22 protein-coding genes and 1 tRNA gene are annotated in these 17,945 nt (G+C 45.2%); 14 read left to right on the top strand and 9 right to left on the bottom strand.

What is annotated here, in order from left to right:
• Window positions 1–4 precede the first annotated feature (4 nt).
• Window positions 5–556 carry an adenylate kinase family protein gene (locus HWN40_RS12035; protein ID WP_176965961.1) on the top strand — a complete coding sequence of 184 codons (552 nt, stop codon included), beginning with the start codon at window positions 5–7 and terminating at the stop codon, window positions 554–556.
• On the opposite strand, the gene HWN40_RS12030 is transcribed toward HWN40_RS12035, so the two are convergent.
• The 3 genes from HWN40_RS12030 to HWN40_RS12020 form a co-directional block, all read right to left on the bottom strand.
• Window positions 557–2,680, bottom strand: a complete 2,124-nt coding sequence (locus HWN40_RS12030) for a PAS domain S-box protein (RefSeq protein WP_176965960.1) — start codon at window positions 2,678–2,680, stop codon at window positions 557–559.
• Between the two features lie 300 nt (window positions 2,681–2,980).
• Window positions 2,981–3,274 carry a hypothetical protein gene (locus tag HWN40_RS12025; protein ID WP_176965959.1) on the bottom strand — a complete coding sequence of 98 codons (294 nt, stop codon included), beginning with the start codon at window positions 3,272–3,274 and terminating at the stop codon, window positions 2,981–2,983.
• A gap of 156 nt (window positions 3,275–3,430) precedes the next feature.
• A complete protein-coding gene (locus HWN40_RS12020; protein WP_176965958.1) occupies window positions 3,431–3,760 on the bottom strand; it encodes a hypothetical protein in 330 nt (109 codons plus the stop codon).
• Between the two features lie 261 nt (window positions 3,761–4,021).
• Here HWN40_RS12020 and HWN40_RS12015 point away from each other — a divergent pair.
• The 3 genes from HWN40_RS12015 to HWN40_RS12005 all read left to right on the top strand — a co-directional run bounded on the left by HWN40_RS12015 (window position 4,022) and on the right by HWN40_RS12005 (window position 6,423).
• A tRNA-Cys gene (locus HWN40_RS12015) sits at window positions 4,022–4,094 on the top strand.
• 44 nt (window positions 4,095–4,138) lie between these two features.
• The gene (cysS, locus tag HWN40_RS12010; RefSeq protein WP_176965957.1) at window positions 4,139–5,572 is read left to right on the top strand and encodes a cysteine--tRNA ligase; all 1,434 of its coding nucleotides are present in this window, start codon (window positions 4,139–4,141) and stop codon (window positions 5,570–5,572) included.
• A 62-nt stretch (window positions 5,573–5,634) separates the two neighbouring features.
• The gene (locus HWN40_RS12005; protein WP_176965956.1) at window positions 5,635–6,423 is read left to right on the top strand and encodes a PhzF family phenazine biosynthesis protein; all 789 of its coding nucleotides are present in this window, start codon (window positions 5,635–5,637) and stop codon (window positions 6,421–6,423) included.
• Between the two features lie 124 nt (window positions 6,424–6,547).
• Here HWN40_RS12005 and HWN40_RS12000 read toward each other — a convergent pair whose 3' ends face one another.
• Entirely contained in the window at window positions 6,548–6,730 is a 183-nt protein-coding gene (locus HWN40_RS12000) for a hypothetical protein (protein WP_176965955.1), read from the bottom strand.
• A gap of 70 nt (window positions 6,731–6,800) precedes the next feature.
• Between HWN40_RS12000 and arsM the strand changes: the two genes are divergently transcribed.
• Complete coding sequence (gene arsM / locus HWN40_RS11995) at window positions 6,801–7,832, top strand: arsenite methyltransferase (protein WP_281361343.1); 1,032 nt, start codon at window positions 6,801–6,803, stop codon at window positions 7,830–7,832.
• A 20-nt stretch (window positions 7,833–7,852) separates the two neighbouring features.
• Window positions 7,853–8,380 carry a (2Fe-2S)-binding protein gene (locus HWN40_RS11990; protein ID WP_246275914.1) on the top strand — a complete coding sequence of 176 codons (528 nt, stop codon included), beginning with the start codon at window positions 7,853–7,855 and terminating at the stop codon, window positions 8,378–8,380.
• Between the two features lie 33 nt (window positions 8,381–8,413).
• On the opposite strand, the gene HWN40_RS11985 is transcribed toward HWN40_RS11990, so the two are convergent.
• From HWN40_RS11985 to mer, 3 genes are read right to left on the bottom strand one after another with little or no spacing between them, the layout of a single operon-like run.
• A complete protein-coding gene (locus HWN40_RS11985; protein ID WP_176965953.1) occupies window positions 8,414–8,935 on the bottom strand; it encodes a nicotinamide-nucleotide adenylyltransferase in 522 nt (173 codons plus the stop codon).
• 12 nt (window positions 8,936–8,947) lie between these two features.
• Window positions 8,948–9,976 carry a F420H2 dehydrogenase subunit FpoF gene (gene fpoF / locus HWN40_RS11980; RefSeq protein ID WP_176965952.1) on the bottom strand — a complete coding sequence of 343 codons (1,029 nt, stop codon included), beginning with the start codon at window positions 9,974–9,976 and terminating at the stop codon, window positions 8,948–8,950.
• Window positions 9,977–10,005: 29 nt separating this feature from the next.
• Window positions 10,006–10,986, bottom strand: a complete 981-nt coding sequence (gene mer / locus HWN40_RS11975; RefSeq protein ID WP_176965951.1) for a 5,10-methylenetetrahydromethanopterin reductase — start codon at window positions 10,984–10,986, stop codon at window positions 10,006–10,008.
• Between the two features lie 412 nt (window positions 10,987–11,398).
• On the opposite strand from mer, the gene HWN40_RS11970 reads away from it, so the two are divergent.
• The 8 genes from HWN40_RS11970 (at window position 11,399) to afpA (ending at window position 15,948) form a co-directional block, all read left to right on the top strand.
• On the top strand, window positions 11,399–11,638 hold the full coding sequence (locus HWN40_RS11970) for a DUF2180 family protein (RefSeq protein WP_176965950.1): 240 nt from the start codon (window positions 11,399–11,401) through the stop codon (window positions 11,636–11,638).
• Window positions 11,639–11,646: 8 nt separating this feature from the next.
• Window positions 11,647–11,865 carry a DUF2180 family protein gene (locus tag HWN40_RS11965; protein ID WP_176965949.1) on the top strand — a complete coding sequence of 73 codons (219 nt, stop codon included), beginning with the start codon at window positions 11,647–11,649 and terminating at the stop codon, window positions 11,863–11,865.
• Window positions 11,866–11,907: 42 nt separating this feature from the next.
• A complete protein-coding gene (locus HWN40_RS11960) occupies window positions 11,908–12,279 on the top strand; it encodes a carboxymuconolactone decarboxylase family protein (protein WP_176965948.1) in 372 nt (123 codons plus the stop codon).
• A gap of 122 nt (window positions 12,280–12,401) precedes the next feature.
• A complete protein-coding gene (locus HWN40_RS11955) occupies window positions 12,402–13,796 on the top strand; it encodes a multiheme c-type cytochrome (RefSeq protein WP_176965947.1) in 1,395 nt (464 codons plus the stop codon).
• Between the two features lie 12 nt (window positions 13,797–13,808).
• A complete protein-coding gene (locus tag HWN40_RS11950; RefSeq protein ID WP_176965946.1) occupies window positions 13,809–14,000 on the top strand; it encodes a 4Fe-4S dicluster domain-containing protein in 192 nt (63 codons plus the stop codon).
• Between the two features lie 22 nt (window positions 14,001–14,022).
• Window positions 14,023–14,649 (top strand): flavodoxin family protein, encoded by a 627-nt coding sequence (locus tag HWN40_RS11945; RefSeq protein ID WP_176965945.1) that lies wholly within the window; start codon window positions 14,023–14,025, stop codon window positions 14,647–14,649.
• Between the two features lie 5 nt (window positions 14,650–14,654).
• Window positions 14,655–15,353: a ferredoxin--NADP reductase gene (locus tag HWN40_RS11940; protein WP_176965944.1), complete on the top strand. Its 699-nt coding sequence runs from the start codon at window positions 14,655–14,657 to the stop codon at window positions 15,351–15,353.
• 49 nt (window positions 15,354–15,402) lie between these two features.
• Window positions 15,403–15,948 (top strand): archaeoflavoprotein AfpA, encoded by a 546-nt coding sequence (gene afpA, locus HWN40_RS11935; RefSeq protein ID WP_176965943.1) that lies wholly within the window; start codon window positions 15,403–15,405, stop codon window positions 15,946–15,948.
• Window positions 15,949–15,969: 21 nt separating this feature from the next.
• Here afpA and HWN40_RS11930 read toward each other — a convergent pair whose 3' ends face one another.
• A complete protein-coding gene (locus HWN40_RS11930; protein WP_176965942.1) occupies window positions 15,970–16,791 on the bottom strand; it encodes a DUF429 domain-containing protein in 822 nt (273 codons plus the stop codon).
• Between the two features lie 12 nt (window positions 16,792–16,803).
• Window positions 16,804–17,907 (bottom strand): inositol-3-phosphate synthase, encoded by a 1,104-nt coding sequence (locus HWN40_RS11925; protein ID WP_176965941.1) that lies wholly within the window; start codon window positions 17,905–17,907, stop codon window positions 16,804–16,806.
• Window positions 17,908–17,945 lie beyond the last annotated feature (38 nt).

Here is a 17,945-nt window from a genome sequence, read left to right as displayed (position 1 = left end):
ACCCATGCTTGTGGGAATCACTGGAACGCCTGGAACAGGAAAGACTGCTGTAACAGAGTTACTTGAAAAGAAGCGAAAGTATCAGGTTATTCATCTAAATGAGCTGATCCGTAAAGAGAGACTTTACTCCGAAATGGACCGTGAGAGGGACTGCGTGGTTGCTGACATGGACCTTGTGGAAAAAAGGGTAAAGGAACTGGTGAACAGAATATATCCCTTAACCCTGATCGACAGCCACCTTTCTCATTACATAGCCGATACTGTCATTGTTCTGAGGACAAGGCCCGACATACTGCAGGAAAGACTTTCAAAACGTGGCTATTCTGTGGAAAAAGTGGAAGAGAATCTGGATGCTGAAGCACTGGATGTCATACTTGTCGAATCGGTGGAATGGTGCGGGGAAGTCTTTGAGATTGATACCACCAAAGGATCAGTAGAAGATACCCTTGCAAGTGTGGAGGAAATACTGGAAAGTATCCTCCGGGAAAGGGATCAGGAGATTCAACAGCGATACAGTCCCGGCTCTGTTGACTGGAGTGACAGGTTTCTAGATTGATTAGTTGACTTCCTCAGGCATCCTGACTGTTTCTGAATCATATTCGATATTGGGTGCTATCGGAATTGTAAAAGTGAATGTACTGCCCCTGCCATATTCGCTTTTCACACTTACTTCACCGTTATGCATTGAAACGTATTCTTTTACAAGCATGAGTCCGAGTCCCGTGCCTCCCTGCTTGCGGGTAGATGAACCGTCAACCTGTACGAAGGGATCGAATATCCGGTCTATATCCTTGTCCTGTATGCCTATACCATTATCTGTAATCGATACCTGCAAAAATTCTCCTTTCTCCCTGATTTTTAATGTTACCTCCCCTTTTGAGGGAGTGAATTTCAGGGAGTTTTCCAGCAGGTTGTAGAGGATTGCCTGAACCTTACCCTTGTCTGCTGTCATTTCCTGGATATCCGTATCCATATCGACATTCAGGGTGATGTTCTTGATAGAGGCCATTGATTCTATTCCCCGTATCACTTCCTCGACCATCGGCCCGGGCTTGAACTTTTCAAAATGAAGGTCCATGCCGCCTGATTCTATTCTGGAGATGTCAAGCATTTTGCTTATTAGCTTGAGGAGTAACTTCCCGCTCTGGTTAACATGAGACAGATATTTTTTCTGGCTCTGGTTCAGGTTGTCTGACATATCCGAGAGGATGATGTCCGAAAAGCCTATTATGGAGCTAAGTGGTGTTCTCAGTTCATGGTTTGCATTTGCCAGTAATTCATTCTTATACCGGTTCGCCTCTTCAGCAGCCAGCCTGGCGCGCAGCATCTGCTCTTCGGCTTCTTTGCGTTCAGCGATATCCTCGGCAACCGCGAGGAAATAAAGAGGCCTGCCTTCTGAAGAACTGACTATTGATACATTGACGCTTACCCATACAGAACTACCGCTTTTGTGGAGGTATCTCTTTTCAATGGAGTAGTTCTTGCGTTTACCAGCAACGACTTCTTCTACCAGCTCAAGCTCTTTGGGAAGGTCGTCCGGGTGTGTGATATCCCGGAAATTGACGTTCATAAGCTCTTCAGCGGGATAACCGGTTATTTTACAGAAGCGGTCGTTAAACTGGATTATTTTTCCATCAAGATCTGCCTGACAGATGCCTGTGGCAGCCTGTTCAAAGATGGCACGGAACTTTTCCTCGCTTTCACGTATCCTGAAATCTGCCATCTTACGCTCAGTGATATCCATTGTAAATCCATCGATCACAAAACCATTTTCAGCCTCTGCGCTGATTTTTGCATTCATGAGGAGCCACAGGCGCTTGCCATCCTTTCGTTGCGCCTCATATTCGAAATTCTGTACGGAACCTTCCTTTTTTAACATCTTAACGAATTCTTCTCTCTTCTCGGAGTTAACGTAGAGTTGTTTACCCAGATCCGTGTAATGTTCTATTGCTTCTTCAGGAGAATCACAACCTACGATGTGCGCCATCTCGGGATTTATGCTGAGAACTTTACCAGACGAATCTGTACGGAAGATTCCAACCGGGACATTGTTGTAGATATGCTTGATTCTGGCCTCGCTCTCTTTGAGTGCCTGCTGTGCTTTGTTGCGGGCCGTCCGCTGGTTCAGAAGTGTTCCCAGCAGGACAGTTCCTATAGGGTACACCAGTATCACCGGTATTGTGATGACCTTTAGAACTTCGATAGCTGTCTCAAAAGGGAGCGTGAACATCAACAGAAGCATGGAAACATGTACTGCGATACCGAAAACGTAGAGTTCGAAATTTCCAAGTGTCTTTCTTAGATTCTGGCGATGCATTCTCCACAGTAAACCGATGATAGTGGAAGATGCAATCACCGATATTCCGGTAAGAACTCCCGAACCTCCCATGGACAACCGGTATATGGCACTGATCAATGCCGCAATCAGTACCGGGATAAAACCAAAGAAAAGGCCTGTTATACTCAGAAGGATAGACCTGGTATCAAAAACAATGCCAGGAGCAAGTTCCCATGAATTAAATATAAGCGCAACACCGATAATACCTATAATCGATCCTGTAATGACCTTGTCAAAAATAGTTTTATTGCTGACTTTATAGGAAAAAGAATCGTATAGCAGTCCCAGGGCAAGCAAGAGTGCTGCATTGTTGACTATGCCTATCAGTGCTTCGCTGTTCATTCAGCCCTCTTTTGTGCAGGAATATCTTCTGTGTTGATTTCGATGACAGCTTCTTTCATTTTTGACAGGCCTCGGCAGGATTGGATTTTTGGAGTTCCTCATATTTTTTAATACGAATGTATATTATTTCATACTGTATTGAATAACTTTCGCATTATTTATTTTATGATTGCAGGTAGATGTGTAATATTTTTTAAAATTACATAAGTCTTGCGTAATTTATTCTTTAATGTCTCATTTTTTTACTAGAGTATCGCGTTTGCATATAAGGTATAGTATGGGCAAAATATGAACAGCTTGTTATAGTTCTTCAATCAATGCTTTGTTATAAGCCATTGCGAGCATACTGTTTATGAACTTCTGTCCCTCTTCCGGGCTGTCCACCATCCGAACCGTGACTTTGCCATTACTGTAAAAAGTGATCTCTCGATATCCGCTTTTTGCGATAACGATACCAAGATTTTCAGAATAGCGGCCCGGAAGATGCTTTGCAAGTAAGTGCAGGTCGGGCCTTTCATCCAGTTGTGCAATCAACCTGAGTTTCCATGGGTCTGCTATGCAGGGAAGCACCTGTTCAATTGATGTGACTCTCATATGAATACTTCATTATTAATAATGAAGTTATTTCGATAAATCCTTTTTTATATCTGTCTGTATCCTGAAAATTGAAGAGCTGGAAAAGGTCAGGTAATGATTAAAAATGCAGGAAAAAAGGATCGATATGTTCTAAAATAAAAATGTGAGGTTGCATCATTCAGTGCTGACACTGTCTTTGCGGTACTCTGCTGCGGATGTCAGGAACATCACAAAACCCAGGGCTGCGCTGTACTGGCTTTCAATAATATATGCCTGTGAGAATAGTGCAATTGTCAGGGAAACACCTGCAAGTAATTTCAGTAACGCCAGATTATACCTTGACAGGAGCCTCACGGATGCCATGAGTGGTACCAGCGAGACAAATACTATCAAAAGCAGATGATCGCCTCTGCTCAAAAAGAATCCTGCCAAGGCGATTGTTGCTCCAAGAATGAACAACATGATTCCAGCTATGCTCCACCTGTTATCATCTATAATTGACATTCCGTAAACCAACCTGATTCATTATTAAAATATTGAATGTGAATTTATTAAGAATTATACAAATAAAATATTTTCGCTTTTGCTGTTTTATTTTTAGTATTGTAGTGTGCAGTTCGTAATTTGGTGATTGTAGTCATATTTATAAAAACTGTGACAGATTAAAGAAAGAATTTATTAACTGCATGATTTCAATTTGCCGCAATCAAAAACTAGATAAGGCTACCGGTAAGAATTGGAGTAGAACAGGATTTCCTGCAGTCTGCCGAGGTGACAGAGTGGCTAATGTGACCGCCTGCAGAGCGGTTTTTCGGGAGTTCGAATCTTCCCCTCGGCATTGTTTCTATAGTTCTTACTGTTAGTAATGGAGATATTATTTTCATGGTGCTCAGAGTTTATAACACTTTAACAAGGCAGATGGAGGATTTTATTCCTCTGCACGAAAACAAGGTCAATATGTACGTTTGTGGTCCTACTGTGTATGATCATTGCCATCTGGGGCATGCTCGCAGTTATATCTCCTTTGATGTGATCAGGCGCTATCTTGCTTACAGGGGGTATGATGTCAACTACATTTCGAATATAACCGATGTGGATGATAAGATCATAGAACGCGCAGGGGAAAGCGGTGAAGATCCTTTTGAACTTTCATCAAGGTTCACGCAATCTTTTGTTGAGGACATGGACAGGCTCAACGTAAAACAGCCCAACGTGCAACCAAAAGTGACCGAGCATATCCCTGATATCATCGAAACGATAAAAGTGCTCATTGACCGTGGCTTTGCCTATCCTACCCGGGAAGGTAATGTCTACTATGACCTGACAAAATCCCTGGACCGTGTTGGTGTACTGAGCCACCAGACCGTTGAGGGTCTCATGGAAGGTTCGGGAAGCCGTGTGGAAGTGGAAGAGGATAAGAACTACAGACTGGACTTTGTGCTCTGGAAGTCCTCTCCGGAAAATGAGCCCGGCTGGGACAGTCCCTGGAGCAGAGGTCGTCCGGGCTGGCATATCGAATGTTCGGTCATGTCTATGAAATATGGTTCAGATCAACTGGATATTCATGGCGGAGGTGCCGATCTGATCTTCCCTCACCATGAAGCGGAGATTTTGCAGTCCGAAGGCTATACGGGTTTGCATCCCTTCAGTAAATACTGGATGCATAATGGTTTCCTTACCATTGACCGCGAAAAGATGTCAAAGTCCCTGGGCAACTTCTTCACCATCAAACAGGTGCTGGAGGAGTTCCCTCCGGAGGTTGTCAGGTTCTTTATACTACACACTCACTATCGCAATACTATCGATTTCAGTGAGAAACACCTTGAAGAAGCAGGCAGGGCACATGAGAGGATAAAAAATGCCATCATCAATGTGAAGTATGCACTGGAAGATGCATCTGATGAAGATGATGATTTCGGTCTTCCGGAAGAAGTGAACAGGGCCAGAGATTCATTTATCAGATCGATGGATGAGGACTTCAATACAAGGGAAGCCCTTGCGGATCTTTTTGTATTCTCACGTAAGGTCAATGCCATAATATCCGAAAACAATCCCGGTCGGGAATCTCTCAATGAAGTATTTGCTTTTTTCAAAGATGTGGATGAAGTACTGGGAGTGTTCTGCAAGGAGCTTGAAGGACCTGATGAAACAGCCGGCGGACTTTCTGATGAGGATATCGAGTACATGATAAAACAGCGTGAGGAAGCACGGCAGGAAAAGGATTGGGCAAGGGCCGATTCCATCCGCGATGAACTTAAGGAAAAAAGCATTGTAATTGAAGACGGAAAGGATGGTGTCAGATGGAGGCGGGCATAACTCTGCCTGTTTTTCTTGATAAAAAACAGTAAATCTTATCGGCTTTTGGATTTGGTGATAATATGGCCCGGATATATCAGGTTGATTCTTTTACGGACAGAGCTTTTTCAGGAAATCCCGCAGGGGTATGCATCCTTGAATCTGCCGCAGATGAAAAATGGATGCAGAATGTAGCCCGGGAGATGGCTGTCTCAGAGACTTCCTTCCTGTATCCTGAAAACGGAGGGTATCATTTACGCTGGTTCGCACCTGATGCGGAAGTCGATCTCTGCGGACACGGCACACTGGCAAGTGCTCACATATTATGGGAAAAGGGCTATCTCGAAAAGGATGAGACTGCCAGGTTCTTTACAAAAAGCGGTCTGCTCACAGCACGACTCAAGGGTGAATGGGTCGAGCTTGATTTTCCGGTACTTCCGGAAGATAGCCTGGATGCACCTGAAGGACTTATAGAATCGCTGGGTGTTGACGTAAAATATCTTGGTTTGAATGACTTCGATTACATAGTCGAAGTTGAATCCGAAGAAGAACTAAGATCAATGGAACCGGATCTACCCATGCTTGCAAAGGTCACAACCAGAGGTGTGATAGTTACTTCACTTTGCGAATCGGAAGAATATGATTTCGTATCCCGGCTCTTTGCTCCGGCAATAGGTATACCGGAGGACCCGGTCACAGGTTCAGCTCACTGCTGCCTTGGACCTTACTGGATGGAAAAGCTCGGGAAGGACAGTTTTTATGCATACCAGGCATCTGCCAGAGGAGGGTCCCTGAAAGTGAAGGTTGAAGGGGACCGTGTCATTCTTTCGGGACAGGCAGTGACCGTACTTGAAGGAAATATATTCGGTTGAGTATAGTGACAAAACCTGAATATTTGGATATGTAGAATCCTGTTATTGCAATTTTAAAGTCGGCATTTTGGATTACTGAAATTGTCCCGGAGGGTTCCGGCGAAGCCGGCGTTTTCCCACAAGATCAAAGAACAAAATCCGCAAACTGCCTTCTTGATTTCTTTTTCCACAGGATTTCTGTATATTCCGCATAGACTGCCAAAATTAATTCAATGATCTTTAGTACTGCAGCGAAGGAATACGCCGCCTCCGGCGGATGGTCGCGCTGTTCTTTCCTTGTAACGTTTTTACGAAGCCGATTTTTCATATCCTGTTCTCATCTATGATTAATAACGTAGCAATAATTATATGTACATATGTACAAATATACATTTATTATGGGTGAAGATAAAGCCCGATTCTTCAAAGCTCTGGGGGATCCTACAAGGCTTACCATCGTAGGATGTCTTTTGAAGCAAGACCACTGTGCTTGTGATTTTTCAAAGATCTCCGGGAAGGATCAGACAACTATCTCCAGACATCTGAAGGTACTTGTCGAGGCGGGGATCCTCCGGTATGAGAAAGACGGAAGATATGTAATTTACAGTATCAGGGATGATAAGATGAAACAGACTCTTGAGAAATGCGGTGTTGAAAAGGTGGATTCATGCTGCTCGGGAAGTGAAATGGATGCGGATACAAAAAAGGATGTCGTGAAGAAGAATTACGGCAGGATAGCACTGGGGCTTGTACAGGGCTGCGGATGCTGCGATGATCTTACAAGTGAGCAGGTGGCAGCTTCCATTGGCTATTCGCAACAGGACACAGAATCATTCTCTGAAGCAAACCTTGGACTTGGATGCGGGAATCCCACGGCATTTGGTGAGATCAAAGAAGGTGATATTGTTCTTGATCTTGGTTCGGGCGCGGGGTTCGATAGCTTCCTGGCTGCGAGGAAGGTGGGCAATACCGGAAAGGTCATCGGTGTGGATATGACGGAGGACATGATCGCAAGGGCCCGGAAAAATGCTGAAAGATATGGTTTTGATAATGTGGAATTCAGAATGGGGGACATTGAAGATCTGCCCGTTGAAACAGATTCTGTTGATGTGATCATAAGTAACTGTGTGATAAACCTCGTACCGGACAAATCCCGGGTTTTCAGAGAGGCATACCGTGTGCTCAGGGGCGGTGGCAGGATGTATATCTCCGATATTGTGCTTCTGAAAGAGCTGACATCTGAAGAAAGAAATGACGAAGAATTGATATGCTCATGTGTGGGTGGTGCATTGATGAAAGAGGATTATCTCGATCTGATAAAAGAGGCAGGTTTTGAGATAAGTATCATCGATGAGGATAGGGATATCAGCAAGAGGCAGTACTCAGGATATCCGCTGGAAAGCATTAAACTTGAATTGAGAAAAAAATAAAGTTCAAAGGATGGATGATCGTGTCAGATAATTGTTGCTGCCCGGAATCCGGGAAAAGTGCACCAATGATCATTCCTATGGTATGTGGTGATTCTGGTGGAAGTGAGCAGAATAGGTCAGATGAGGTCATCCTGTGTCCTGTCTGTCAGAAGGAAGGGAATCACGTTAGAAATGTCACAGTGCGGCACCTTGTTAAAAAGGAGCTGGCAGGAAAGGCTGGTCAGTGTGACTACCGGATCTGTATGAATGAAAAGTGTGATGTTGCTTACTACAGTGAGGATTTGAGCATCATTTTTGAAAAAGAGGATCTTAAGGTACCTCTATGGTACAAGGAGGATGCAAGTCCCAGATACGCCTGTTACTGCAGCAGGATCACAGAAGAGGATGTTATCAGGGCAGTAAGGGAGCAGAAAATCACAGAAATGAATGCAATCAGGAAACACTACGACCCTGAAGCAAAGTGTCAGTGCAATGTCAAAAATCCCACAGGAAAGTGTTGCACAAATGCTTTTAATAGCTTCATAAAAAAAGCACCGGATGGTGAATAAAATCAAATAATAAGTCTCGAAAGAATTCCGGATTCAGTCGATATCAGTCTTGGATATCTGTTTCATTCTTCCGACACCGTCTATCTCTTCAATTACATCCGCAACAGCAGGAGGTACCAGACTCTTCCAGTCCTCATTGGCGATCATCCTTCTGCGTATCTCCCTTCCTGAATATCCGTTATTCCTATGGTACATTGGAGGCTGTCGTACCTCTATACCCACTTCCCGGAACAGCTGGATAACAAGAGGGTTGTTTGAATAAACTATATCAAAAGGTGGTGTCATAGAAATAATGTGTGAGACCCATACTGCATTTCTCTGAAGGTCCTCGATGGGTATTGCATAATGGGTGGTATCCGCATCCTCAAGGGCATGTCTGATCATCATCACACGTTCGCCCGCTGTAAAAGGATTCCTTGGTTCGTGACTTTTCTGCGCACTACCAATACCGATTACCAGCTCATCCACGTCCCGGGCAATACTGTTTATGATAGAGTAGTGCCCGAGATGGAATGGTTGAAAGCGTCCGATATAGAACGCTCTTCTCATATTCATACGTGATAACCATCAGTGAATGCCACATTCATCGAATGTGAACTTCTCACACACTTCCATGTAGTGTTCTGAGTTGTTATCGTGTTTCATTTTTGCAAGTTTCTTGACAAGGTCTATTCCGGGCTTCGGATCTTCCATAATCTCTACTTTATCCTTGACAAGCTCGAATATCTCCTTGCCCACATCGGTGCGTATAAAAACAGAGTTCCAGCCATCAGGAGCACCTACTGATCCCAGTGATATATCTGCTGATACTGAAGTGTAGTCGCAACAGTGGTGGCACGGATTCCTTGCATGGTGAGCGACTTCAGGGATCTTTACACTGTGTGCTTCACCGTCTTTGGTGTAGTTCCAGAATTTACCCTTGCCGAAGTCCATCTTAACGACATCATCAAGATTCAGTCCCATGATCTCAGGAACGATCTTCTCGGTCATAACGTCATGGTAGAAACTTTCCATACACAGCAGACCAAGAATCACGACTATCTTGTCGCTTGCATTCTCTACAATAAGGCGTGCTCCGTGTGCCTGGCATGGTACGCCGATAACACCGATCTTATCGTATTTCTCAAATGGTTCTTTCAGAGCTGAAAGGACTGAGTCATAGGTATATTTGGTACCTGTTGTCCTGTCAACGTCTTCCGGTTCGGTCATGAGAATAAGCTCGGTACCCCATTTATCATCCTTGGCGATACCGACAATACAGTCTACAGTGCCGGTCTCAAGCAGGGTCTTTGCCAGAATGGATGTTACACCACCATCCTGACCTTCTATCTTACTCTTTGCTCCGAAGAACTCTTTAACGTTTTCAAATTCGTCTTCCACATATCCGTCAATTACGGGGCAAAGTCTTCCGCATGTGAGACATCCTTCACATACATCGGGTGCTGCTCCTTTGACGTATAGTTCTAAATTATCAGGGTCACGGACTTCTGCATGCTTGTTCATGGTGATAGCACCGGCAGGGCATGTAGATACACATGCCCCGCAAGCAGTACAGACGTCGTGTTCAATGACCTCTAATATTTTTGGATGGGCCATTAATTGCCTCCGACGTTCATTTTTTTGTTTTATCCGATTATTTCTTTACCGATGAGCTTGATTGCCTTCTCTTTGTTTGGACCGATCGGGGATCCTGCGACAATCTGTGTTACACCGATGTCAAGCAGGTCGTTGATCCTTGCCTTACAGTCGTCTGGTGTTCCGCAGATTGAGAATGCGTCTATCATGTCATCTGTGACCATACCGCCCATAAGTGCACCGAAGTCACCCTTTGCGATTGCTCCGCCGATATCAGCCTTTGCTGATGGGTCGATGCCGTGGCGCTCAAGTACCATGTCAGGTGAACCTGCAACGATAAATGCAACTACGACCTGTGCTGCACTCTTTGCCTTTGCAGCATCCTTGTCGATTGAGAAGCATGCGTATGCTGCAACGTCAACTTCCTTGGGGTCGCGTCCTGCCTTCTTTGCGCCTGCTGCGATCTTATCTACAGCTACCTCGAAGTCCTTTGGGTGTGATGCGTTGATCAGTACACCGTCTGATACCTCTCCTGCGAGCTCGAGCATCTTCGGACCCTGTGCACCCATGTAGATAGGTACATCGCCGGTCTTGAATGCCATCTTAGCACCGCCGAACTTGACCATGTCGCCATCCTGGGTTACTTTCTCTCCTGCGAGGAAGCCACGGATTGCCTGAATGCTTTCCTTTGTTGTTGTGAGTGGCTTGTCCCATGAAATACCCATTGCATCGAAAGTTGCCTTGTCTCCGGGACCAAGACCGAGAATTGCACGGCCGCCTGAGATCTCGTTAACGGAGCCGATGCTTGATGCAGTCACAGCTGCGTTCCTTGTGTATGGGTTTGTTACACCTGTTCCGAGCTTGATACTGTTTGTGTTCATTGCAAGCACGGTTAAGGTTGAATATACATCACGGTTGTTGTAGTGGTCTGTGATCCATACGTTGTCAAAGCCCTGCTGTTCAGCAAGTTTTGCATAGTGAGCTATTTTTAAAACCGGGTCGCTTGGTACAAATTCAATTCCAAATGTCATTTGAATCCTCCTCTAAAAGTGTGTTCCTATTCAGGTATCTGTATATATTTAAAACTTTGTTGGTTTGATTCGACAGGAAAAGAGGTTATATCTGCCAGATACGGGGGAACTATACAGAATATTTATTTTTTTTAAGTATCCTGTGGACTTTTCCGCTCTTGGTGAACATCTGTGATGAATAGGTTTTTATATCATGATCAGCGGGCGCACAGGATCTGTTTGAATTACGCATTCCACCGTTACAACTATATTGCTGAACTGTCAGATGAGTAACTAGTAAAGGTAAATGTGGAGGTGGATCCCCGAAAATTTGCGGATCAGGGATATTGTCAATAGCAGAGAATTTCATAATCAGGTCTGTTCTGGAAAAAAGTCGTTCTAGTCAAGTTAAATCAACAACAAAGTGATTTCAATGAAATGTTATGAATGCGCAAAAAATGGAAAAGATAGCGACACCGTGGCTATATGTATCGTATGCGGGAGAGGAGTGTGTAAGGATCATCTGGTCAGGGAAGACACTCCTGTGTGGGAAGGAGAGTACAGTATAAAACTTAAGTGCGGCATGGGAGTCGAGTGCAAATATGAGGATGTACAGCACTGGAAGAAAGTGCTATGTATGCCCTGCCATGAAGCTCTGAAGGAGAACTACTAGGTGATACCATGATGAAATGCTATGATTGTATGGAAGACGGAAAAGAAACTGAAGCAGCATGCGTGTGTATAGTTTGCGGCAAGGGTCTTTGCGTAGACCATTCAAATGAATTTGAGCTGCCGGTATCCGTAGGAAAGCCTCCTCATGTTGAAAGGCTTCCGAAGGGACTTCCGAGGCTCATGTGCCGGTATTGCCTGGATCAGACCATGGTAGACGGATTTGACTGATTATTAGATTTTTAGATATTTAGATTTAAAGGAGATGGAATTATGTGTGGAGAAAATAGAGGAAAAGGATGCGGACACGAAGAAATACTCGATGACATGTCAGATAAACTGGGTTTCACACCTCAGATCCTGGAAACGCTGGGGGAGCTTGAGCCTGAGTTCTTGAAGAAGTATAATATGTGCAACAACAAGATCCTCGAGGACGGGGTGCTTCCGGCCAAAACAAAGATACTCATGGCACTTGCAGTTGTTGCATCCAAACAGTGTGAACGCTGTGTCATATCTCAGATGAAGAGCGCTCTGAAGAATGGCGCAACAAAGGACGAGATCATGGAAACCATGGATGTCATTTTCATGACATCCGGCGCTCCGGCTGTTGCAGCATGCAGGGATGCCCTTAAAATGCTGAAATAAGTTGCAGGAAATAAAGGGGATCTCAAGTCCCCTGAAATACCATTTTTATTGAGATAAACGGGAAATTTCCAGGTGTTGAGCACGCTGAACCCACATTGTTCAGGATCTGCAGAGGAAACTAAATGAAACACGTATCAGTCTTTATTTTTATTGCATTGGTCATGCTGTTACTGGGTTTTGCAAATGCAGCAGAACCAACAGCATCAGGCGAATTGTCCTCTTCGGATTTTTCCGAATCTGACAGATGCACGGAGTGCCATGGCATCACTTATTCACAGTGGGACGATACAATGCACGCCAATGCCTATATCGACCCTTTTTACCTTAAGGAATTTGATGCTGCAAGTAATGATACAGACGGACTTGTGGATTCCTTCTGTTCCCGATGCCATACTCCCATCGGGGTTGTCTCGGGAGAGATTCCTCCGGCAGACGGCTCGCATCTGAGCGAGATCGCGAAGGAAGGAGTGAACTGTGATTTCTGTCATACAGTCTCCGCAAGCAACGGTACGGGTAACGCACCGTTTATAGTTACTCCTGGCGATGTGAAATGGGGTCCATTTAAGGATTCTGAATCCGCTTTCCATGAATCTGAATATCTTGAGCTAGAAACAAGAGCAGAGTTCTGTGGTATGTGTCATGAGGTATCGCATCCTGTAAACGGGCTTCTGATCGATGATACCTATCCTGCATGGAAGAACAGTACATATGCTGAGGAAGATGTGACATGCCAGGACTGTCATATGACCCCCGGTATCACGGAATTCGAAGCCAATCCGGGCAGATCCGCATCAGGTGCACCCCGACGGGACCATATCTCCCTGCATAGAATTGTGGGAGGAAATGCATTCATGACCGAAATTCTGAATGCTGATAATGAAAAGGAGATGGCTATCGAGAGGCTCGAGCAGGCTGCAACGCTCAATATGGACTCCCCGGAGATCGCGAACAGAAGTGAAAACGTTACGGTGCAGGTTTCAATTACAAATTCCGGTGCGGGCCATAATATTCCCACAGGTGTCTCCGAGATAAGGCAGATATGGCTTGAAGTAAAGGTTACTGATGGCGAAGGCCGAGAGATATATAATGCGGGAGCTACAGATACTAGAGGAGAGATTGTCTCTGCACATACGGTATATAACAATGTTCTGGGAGATGCTCAGGGGGATGCGACATTGAGTTTCTGGCTTGCGGACAGGGTACTTTCCGATAACAGGATCGGCCCGAAAGAAACAGTGACTGAAGAGCACACATTCCTTTTGCCTGAAGATGCGGAATATCCCCTGACGGTTGATGCAACGCTTAAATACCGTTCTGCTCCCCAGGAATTAATTGACCATCTCTTCGGGGAAGGTGTCCATGAGGTTCCGGTTATAGACATGAAGGAAGTATCAGCTGTCATATATGACCCTGCAACGCCGCCGGAAGAAAGAGTCCCGCCTGAATCAACACCAGGATTCGGTGTTCTTGCAACAGTTGTGGTATTACTTATCGTGTATTTATTCAAAAACAGATAAAGGAGGAAAAATATGCCACCAGAAGTAGATTTGACCAAATGTGAAGGAATCGGCGCATGTGCCGAATCATGTCCGACCGATGTAATAGATATCGAAGAGAATGAGAGTGGAGACCTCAAATCCGTTATCGCACGTCCGGATGATTGTGTGGAATGCGGAATCTGTGTGGATGCATGTCCCACAGAGGCAATAAGCCTTGAGTGAATATTGATATCGGAGTGCCATCATGTCAGAAGATCAAGGTATCCGTTTGCTTGGAATATCAGGAAGTCCTAGGAAAAAGGCCACGGATTATGTAGTGAATGAGGCCCTGCGATATGCAAGGGAAAAATTCGGAGCAGAAACCGAGTACTTCTCGGCCAGCGGAAAAAACCTGAAGTTCTGTATCCACTGTGATTATTGTGTGCGTACCAAGAAAGGTTGTGTACACAAGGATGATATTGTGGATCTCTATGAGAAAATGATATGGGCCGATGCCTGGATCATCGGCACTCCGGTATACCAGGGCACATTGAGTGCCCAGACAAAAACAATACTGGACAGGTGCCGTGCAGTCGTTGCACGCGATCCCAAGGTTTTTCTTAACAAGGTAGGTGCTGCCGCTGCTGTGGGTGGTGACAGGGTAGGCGGGCAGGAACCAGCGATCCAGGATATACATGCATTTTATGTTATCAGTGAAATGATACCCATAGGTGGAGGGTCATTTGGCTCTAACTTCGGAGGAACATTCTGGTCACAGGATAAGGGTGCGGAAGGAGTGGCTGAGGATTCCGAAGGTCTGAGAAGCCTTCGAAGGACAATGAAGAAACTAATGGAAACCGCACAACTGATGAAAAAGATACAACAGGGGTGAGTATCTTGAAATTTGAGGAAGCGGTAATTGAAATTTTACCGCGCAGTAAAAACGTGAAGAGCTTCAGGTTCAAACGACCTGATGATTTTGATTTCAAGGCAGGACAGTATATAATAGTTACAATAAATGTAGCCGAAAAGAAGACCAGCAAACCTTTCAGTCTCTCGAGCAGCCCGACTGAAGAGGACCACATCGAGTTCACAAAAAAACTGACAGGGCATGAATATTCCAATGCTCTTGATTCCATGAGTGTGGGCGATACTGCAAGTATCAGCGGACCCTACGGGAAGATGACCTTTGAAGGAGAATATGACAGGATAGTCCTTCTGAGTGGTGGTATTGGTATCACTCCCATGAGAAGTATCTGTAAATATTGCACCGATATGAAGCTGGACACTGATGTGGTAATGATATGCAGTGACAGAACAGAGGATGATATGGTATTCTGGAAAGAATTGCAGGACATGATGCATGAAAATCGTAATCTTCTGGTGTTCCAGACCCTGACAAGAGCCTCTGAGGGCTGGAAAGGTTCCCGTGAAAGGATAAATGCGAATATAATTGAGGACCAGGTTCCGGATTACAGGACAAGGCGCTTCTTTGTCTGCGGCCCTCCACGCATGGTCGAATCCATGCTGGAAATGCTGAGTCAGATCGGTGTACCTGATGAGAACATAAAAAAGGAATCTATTACAGGATATTGAATATCATTTTAATAGCTTTAACAGTCAGTAAATAAACAGGAGGATTTGAATGAAAAGGATAGCATGGGGCATAACAGGTTCCGGAGATCTGATCAAGGAAACATACGAGGTAATGAGGGATATCAAGAACAGGACCGATATAGAAATGATGGTCTTCCTTTCAAAGGACGGTGAAGTGGTGATGAAATGGTACCGCATGTGGGATAGTATACAAAGAGACTTCCCCAACTTCAAGACAGAGGGCGGTCCCAACTCACCTTTCATTGCAGGCCCGCTCCAGGTGGGATATTATGATGCCCTGATAATAGCTCCGGCCACGGCAAACACCGTTGCCAAGTTAGTCCATGGTATTGCAGATACCCTTGTCACCAATGCAGTATCACAGACAGCAAAGGGGCAAACGCCTATTTATGTGCTTGCTGTTGATCGTGAACGAGGCAGTGTCAAGACCTACTCACCCGAAGGAAGGGAGATGGAGCTCAAGATGAGGGAAGTCGATGTGACAAACACTGAAAAACTCGGACAGATGGAAAATATCACCATCCTTTCAAGCCCTGAGGATATTTACGATATCGTGGGAATAGAGAAAAGCTAAGTTCTTATTTCCGGAGAGTGGTCAAAAGAAAGTATATCCTTCCAGAAGATAGATCGACCGGATCGTCTTAAGAGTATTTTCAAGTCCTGGGATCGCCCTTGAAGTGGCAAATGCCGCGATCATGCTGTCGAGTGCATCGCCGTCGGTATTGCCTATTATAAGCTCCCGTATACGGGCTTCCATGGTGATCCCACGTTCTTGCATTTCTGCAAGGATATATTCCCTTGCTCTTTTTTTCTCAGGGGATTTTCCCTTGTATGGAATATAGAGTCCTTCATTTTTCAAAGTGGATGCCGGACATATCTCCATGAGCCAGGGCTTATCTTCAACAGTCCTGTGCATTGGTATCATGCAGGCACTCTCCTCTTCCAGCAGTGGTCCGAGTACGTCACGGATCCCATAATAGGTCTGGCGGTACAGTCTGAGGTTGTATACGCAAAAAGGAGCCTTTACCTCGGAATCTGTCAGGCGTTTGAGCTCTTTGTTCTGTGTGTATGTCCGCATCTGGTTGCGGAACTGTTCCGGGGAACTGTATCTGTCAGCAAATCCTGATACGAAAGATTCCCAGGTATCGGTGAATAACAATTCTCGGGGCAGGCTGAAAGGGAAATCCATCCCGAAAACACTTTTTTCACTGCCACTGATCAGCTCTCTCAGGGCTTTGAGACATGCATCCCTGTCCTTTTTCTTTCCGTTGACGAGATCCCCTATCGGGAAGGTCCGAAGTATCCTGAGCTTACCTTCCTGAACAAAAGCTTCGCTGATCCATATTTTCTTACACGCTGTCTTCGAGCCACTGAAGTCAACACCGTATATCCGGTGTCTTACTTCAGCAGGGTCCATGATCGATCTGCTTTAATTGGGACGTTCCCCACATATGAACTCAAGTGTCATCTTGTGGGCTTCATCGTCGGTGAACTGCTTTGGCGGGTGCTTCATGAAATAAGACGAAGGTGAATAAAGGATACCACCTGTGCCACGGTTTAAGGCAAGTTTACAGCACCTGATGGCGTCAATGACAACACCTGCGGAATTCGGTGAATCCTCCACTGAAAGACGCAGCTCAAGGTTCATGGGTACATCGCCGAAGAGCCTGCCTTCCATTCTCAGGAAACATACCTTGTTGTCGTTCTGCCAGGGTACGTAGTCGCTTGGTCCGACGTGTATGTCATCATCATCCATTCTCTGGGCGACCACCGACTGTACGGCCTCTGTCTTTGACTCCTTCTTTGATGCCAGCCTGCTCCTGTTGAGCATGTTAAGGAAATCGGTGTTACCGCCTGTGTTGAGCTGGTATGTCCTGTCGAGTCTGACACCGCGCTTGTTAAAGAGATCTGCAAGGGTTCTGTGGGTGATGGTAGCACCAAGCTGGGCTTTGATATCGTCGCCTATGATGGGTATGCCCTTTTCCTCGAACCTTTTTGCCCATGTGGGGTCACTTGCGATAAATACCGGCATATTGTTGATGCATGCGACTCCTGCTTCCAGTGCACAGTCCATATAGAAACGGGTTGCTTCCTCGGAACCTACCGGGAGGTAGTTCAGAAGTATCTCGGCACCGGAGTCACGCAACTCTTTTATGATCTCTTCCTTTGTTGCTTCCGGTTCGTCTGATAATAAGAATGTCCTTTTTTCATCATAAGTATTCATGTGCTCTGAAAAGCCATCAAGAACACAGCCCATTCTGACCTTTACATCCGCTTTCGGGACATCAGGGCAAAAAACAGCAGTACAGTTGGGCAGCTCATATATAGCCTCTGAAACATCCTTTCCTACCTTGCGCTTATCGATGTCAAAGGCTGCGACCACTTCTATATCAAAGGGCTTGTAACCACCAATATCCCAGTGCATTAATCCTATTGCGTCGTTTTCATCCTTGGATTTATAATATTCGATACCCTGAATTAGGGAACTTGCACAATTGCCAATACCTGCAATTGCTATCCTGATCTTGTCCATTACATTACCTCTGCCAAAATAATAGTTTTCAAAATTCT

The sequence above is a fragment of the Methanolobus zinderi genome (assembly GCF_013388255.1).
Taxonomy (GTDB): Archaea; Halobacteriota; Methanosarcinia; order Methanosarcinales; family Methanosarcinaceae; genus Methanolobus; species Methanolobus zinderi.
The sequence above is the reverse complement of the archived record's forward strand: the minus strand, read 5'-3'. Positions and strand labels throughout refer to the sequence as shown.

Excerpts from the sequence above, each read along its gene's own strand:
- HWN40_RS11945 (WP_176965945.1), top strand. The coding sequence starts at position 14,023 with ATGTCAGAAGATCAAGGTATCCGTTTGCTTGGAATATCAGGAAGTCCT.
- HWN40_RS11930 (WP_176965942.1), bottom strand. The coding sequence starts at position 16,791 with ATGGACCCTGCTGAAGTAAGACACCGGATATACGGTGTTGACTTCAGT.
- HWN40_RS11970 (WP_176965950.1), top strand. The coding sequence starts at position 11,399 with ATGAAATGTTATGAATGCGCAAAAAATGGAAAAGATAGCGACACCGTG.
- HWN40_RS11985 (WP_176965953.1), bottom strand. The coding sequence starts at position 8,935 with ATGAATATGAGAAGAGCGTTCTATATCGGACGCTTTCAACCATTCCAT.
- fpoF (WP_176965952.1), bottom strand. The coding sequence starts at position 9,976 with ATGGCCCATCCAAAAATATTAGAGGTCATTGAACACGACGTCTGTACT.
- HWN40_RS12020 (WP_176965958.1), bottom strand. The coding sequence starts at position 3,760 with ATGTCAATTATAGATGATAACAGGTGGAGCATAGCTGGAATCATGTTG.
- afpA (WP_176965943.1), top strand. The coding sequence starts at position 15,403 with ATGAAAAGGATAGCATGGGGCATAACAGGTTCCGGAGATCTGATCAAG.
- HWN40_RS11955 (WP_176965947.1), top strand. The coding sequence starts at position 12,402 with ATGAAACACGTATCAGTCTTTATTTTTATTGCATTGGTCATGCTGTTA.
- HWN40_RS12035 (WP_176965961.1), top strand. The coding sequence starts at position 5 with ATGCTTGTGGGAATCACTGGAACGCCTGGAACAGGAAAGACTGCTGTA.
- HWN40_RS11950 (WP_176965946.1), top strand. The coding sequence starts at position 13,809 with ATGCCACCAGAAGTAGATTTGACCAAATGTGAAGGAATCGGCGCATGT.
- HWN40_RS12030 (WP_176965960.1), bottom strand. The coding sequence starts at position 2,680 with ATGAACAGCGAAGCACTGATAGGCATAGTCAACAATGCAGCACTCTTG.
- HWN40_RS12000 (WP_176965955.1), bottom strand. The coding sequence starts at position 6,730 with ATGAAAAATCGGCTTCGTAAAAACGTTACAAGGAAAGAACAGCGCGAC.
- HWN40_RS12025 (WP_176965959.1), bottom strand. The coding sequence starts at position 3,274 with ATGAGAGTCACATCAATTGAACAGGTGCTTCCCTGCATAGCAGACCCA.
- mer (WP_176965951.1), bottom strand. The coding sequence starts at position 10,986 with ATGACATTTGGAATTGAATTTGTACCAAGCGACCCGGTTTTAAAAATA.
- cysS (WP_176965957.1), top strand. The coding sequence starts at position 4,139 with ATGGTGCTCAGAGTTTATAACACTTTAACAAGGCAGATGGAGGATTTT.
- HWN40_RS12005 (WP_176965956.1), top strand. The coding sequence starts at position 5,635 with ATGGCCCGGATATATCAGGTTGATTCTTTTACGGACAGAGCTTTTTCA.
- HWN40_RS11965 (WP_176965949.1), top strand. The coding sequence starts at position 11,647 with ATGATGAAATGCTATGATTGTATGGAAGACGGAAAAGAAACTGAAGCA.
- HWN40_RS11960 (WP_176965948.1), top strand. The coding sequence starts at position 11,908 with ATGTGTGGAGAAAATAGAGGAAAAGGATGCGGACACGAAGAAATACTC.
- arsM (WP_281361343.1), top strand. The coding sequence starts at position 6,801 with ATGGGTGAAGATAAAGCCCGATTCTTCAAAGCTCTGGGGGATCCTACA.
- HWN40_RS11925 (WP_176965941.1), bottom strand. The coding sequence starts at position 17,907 with ATGGACAAGATCAGGATAGCAATTGCAGGTATTGGCAATTGTGCAAGT.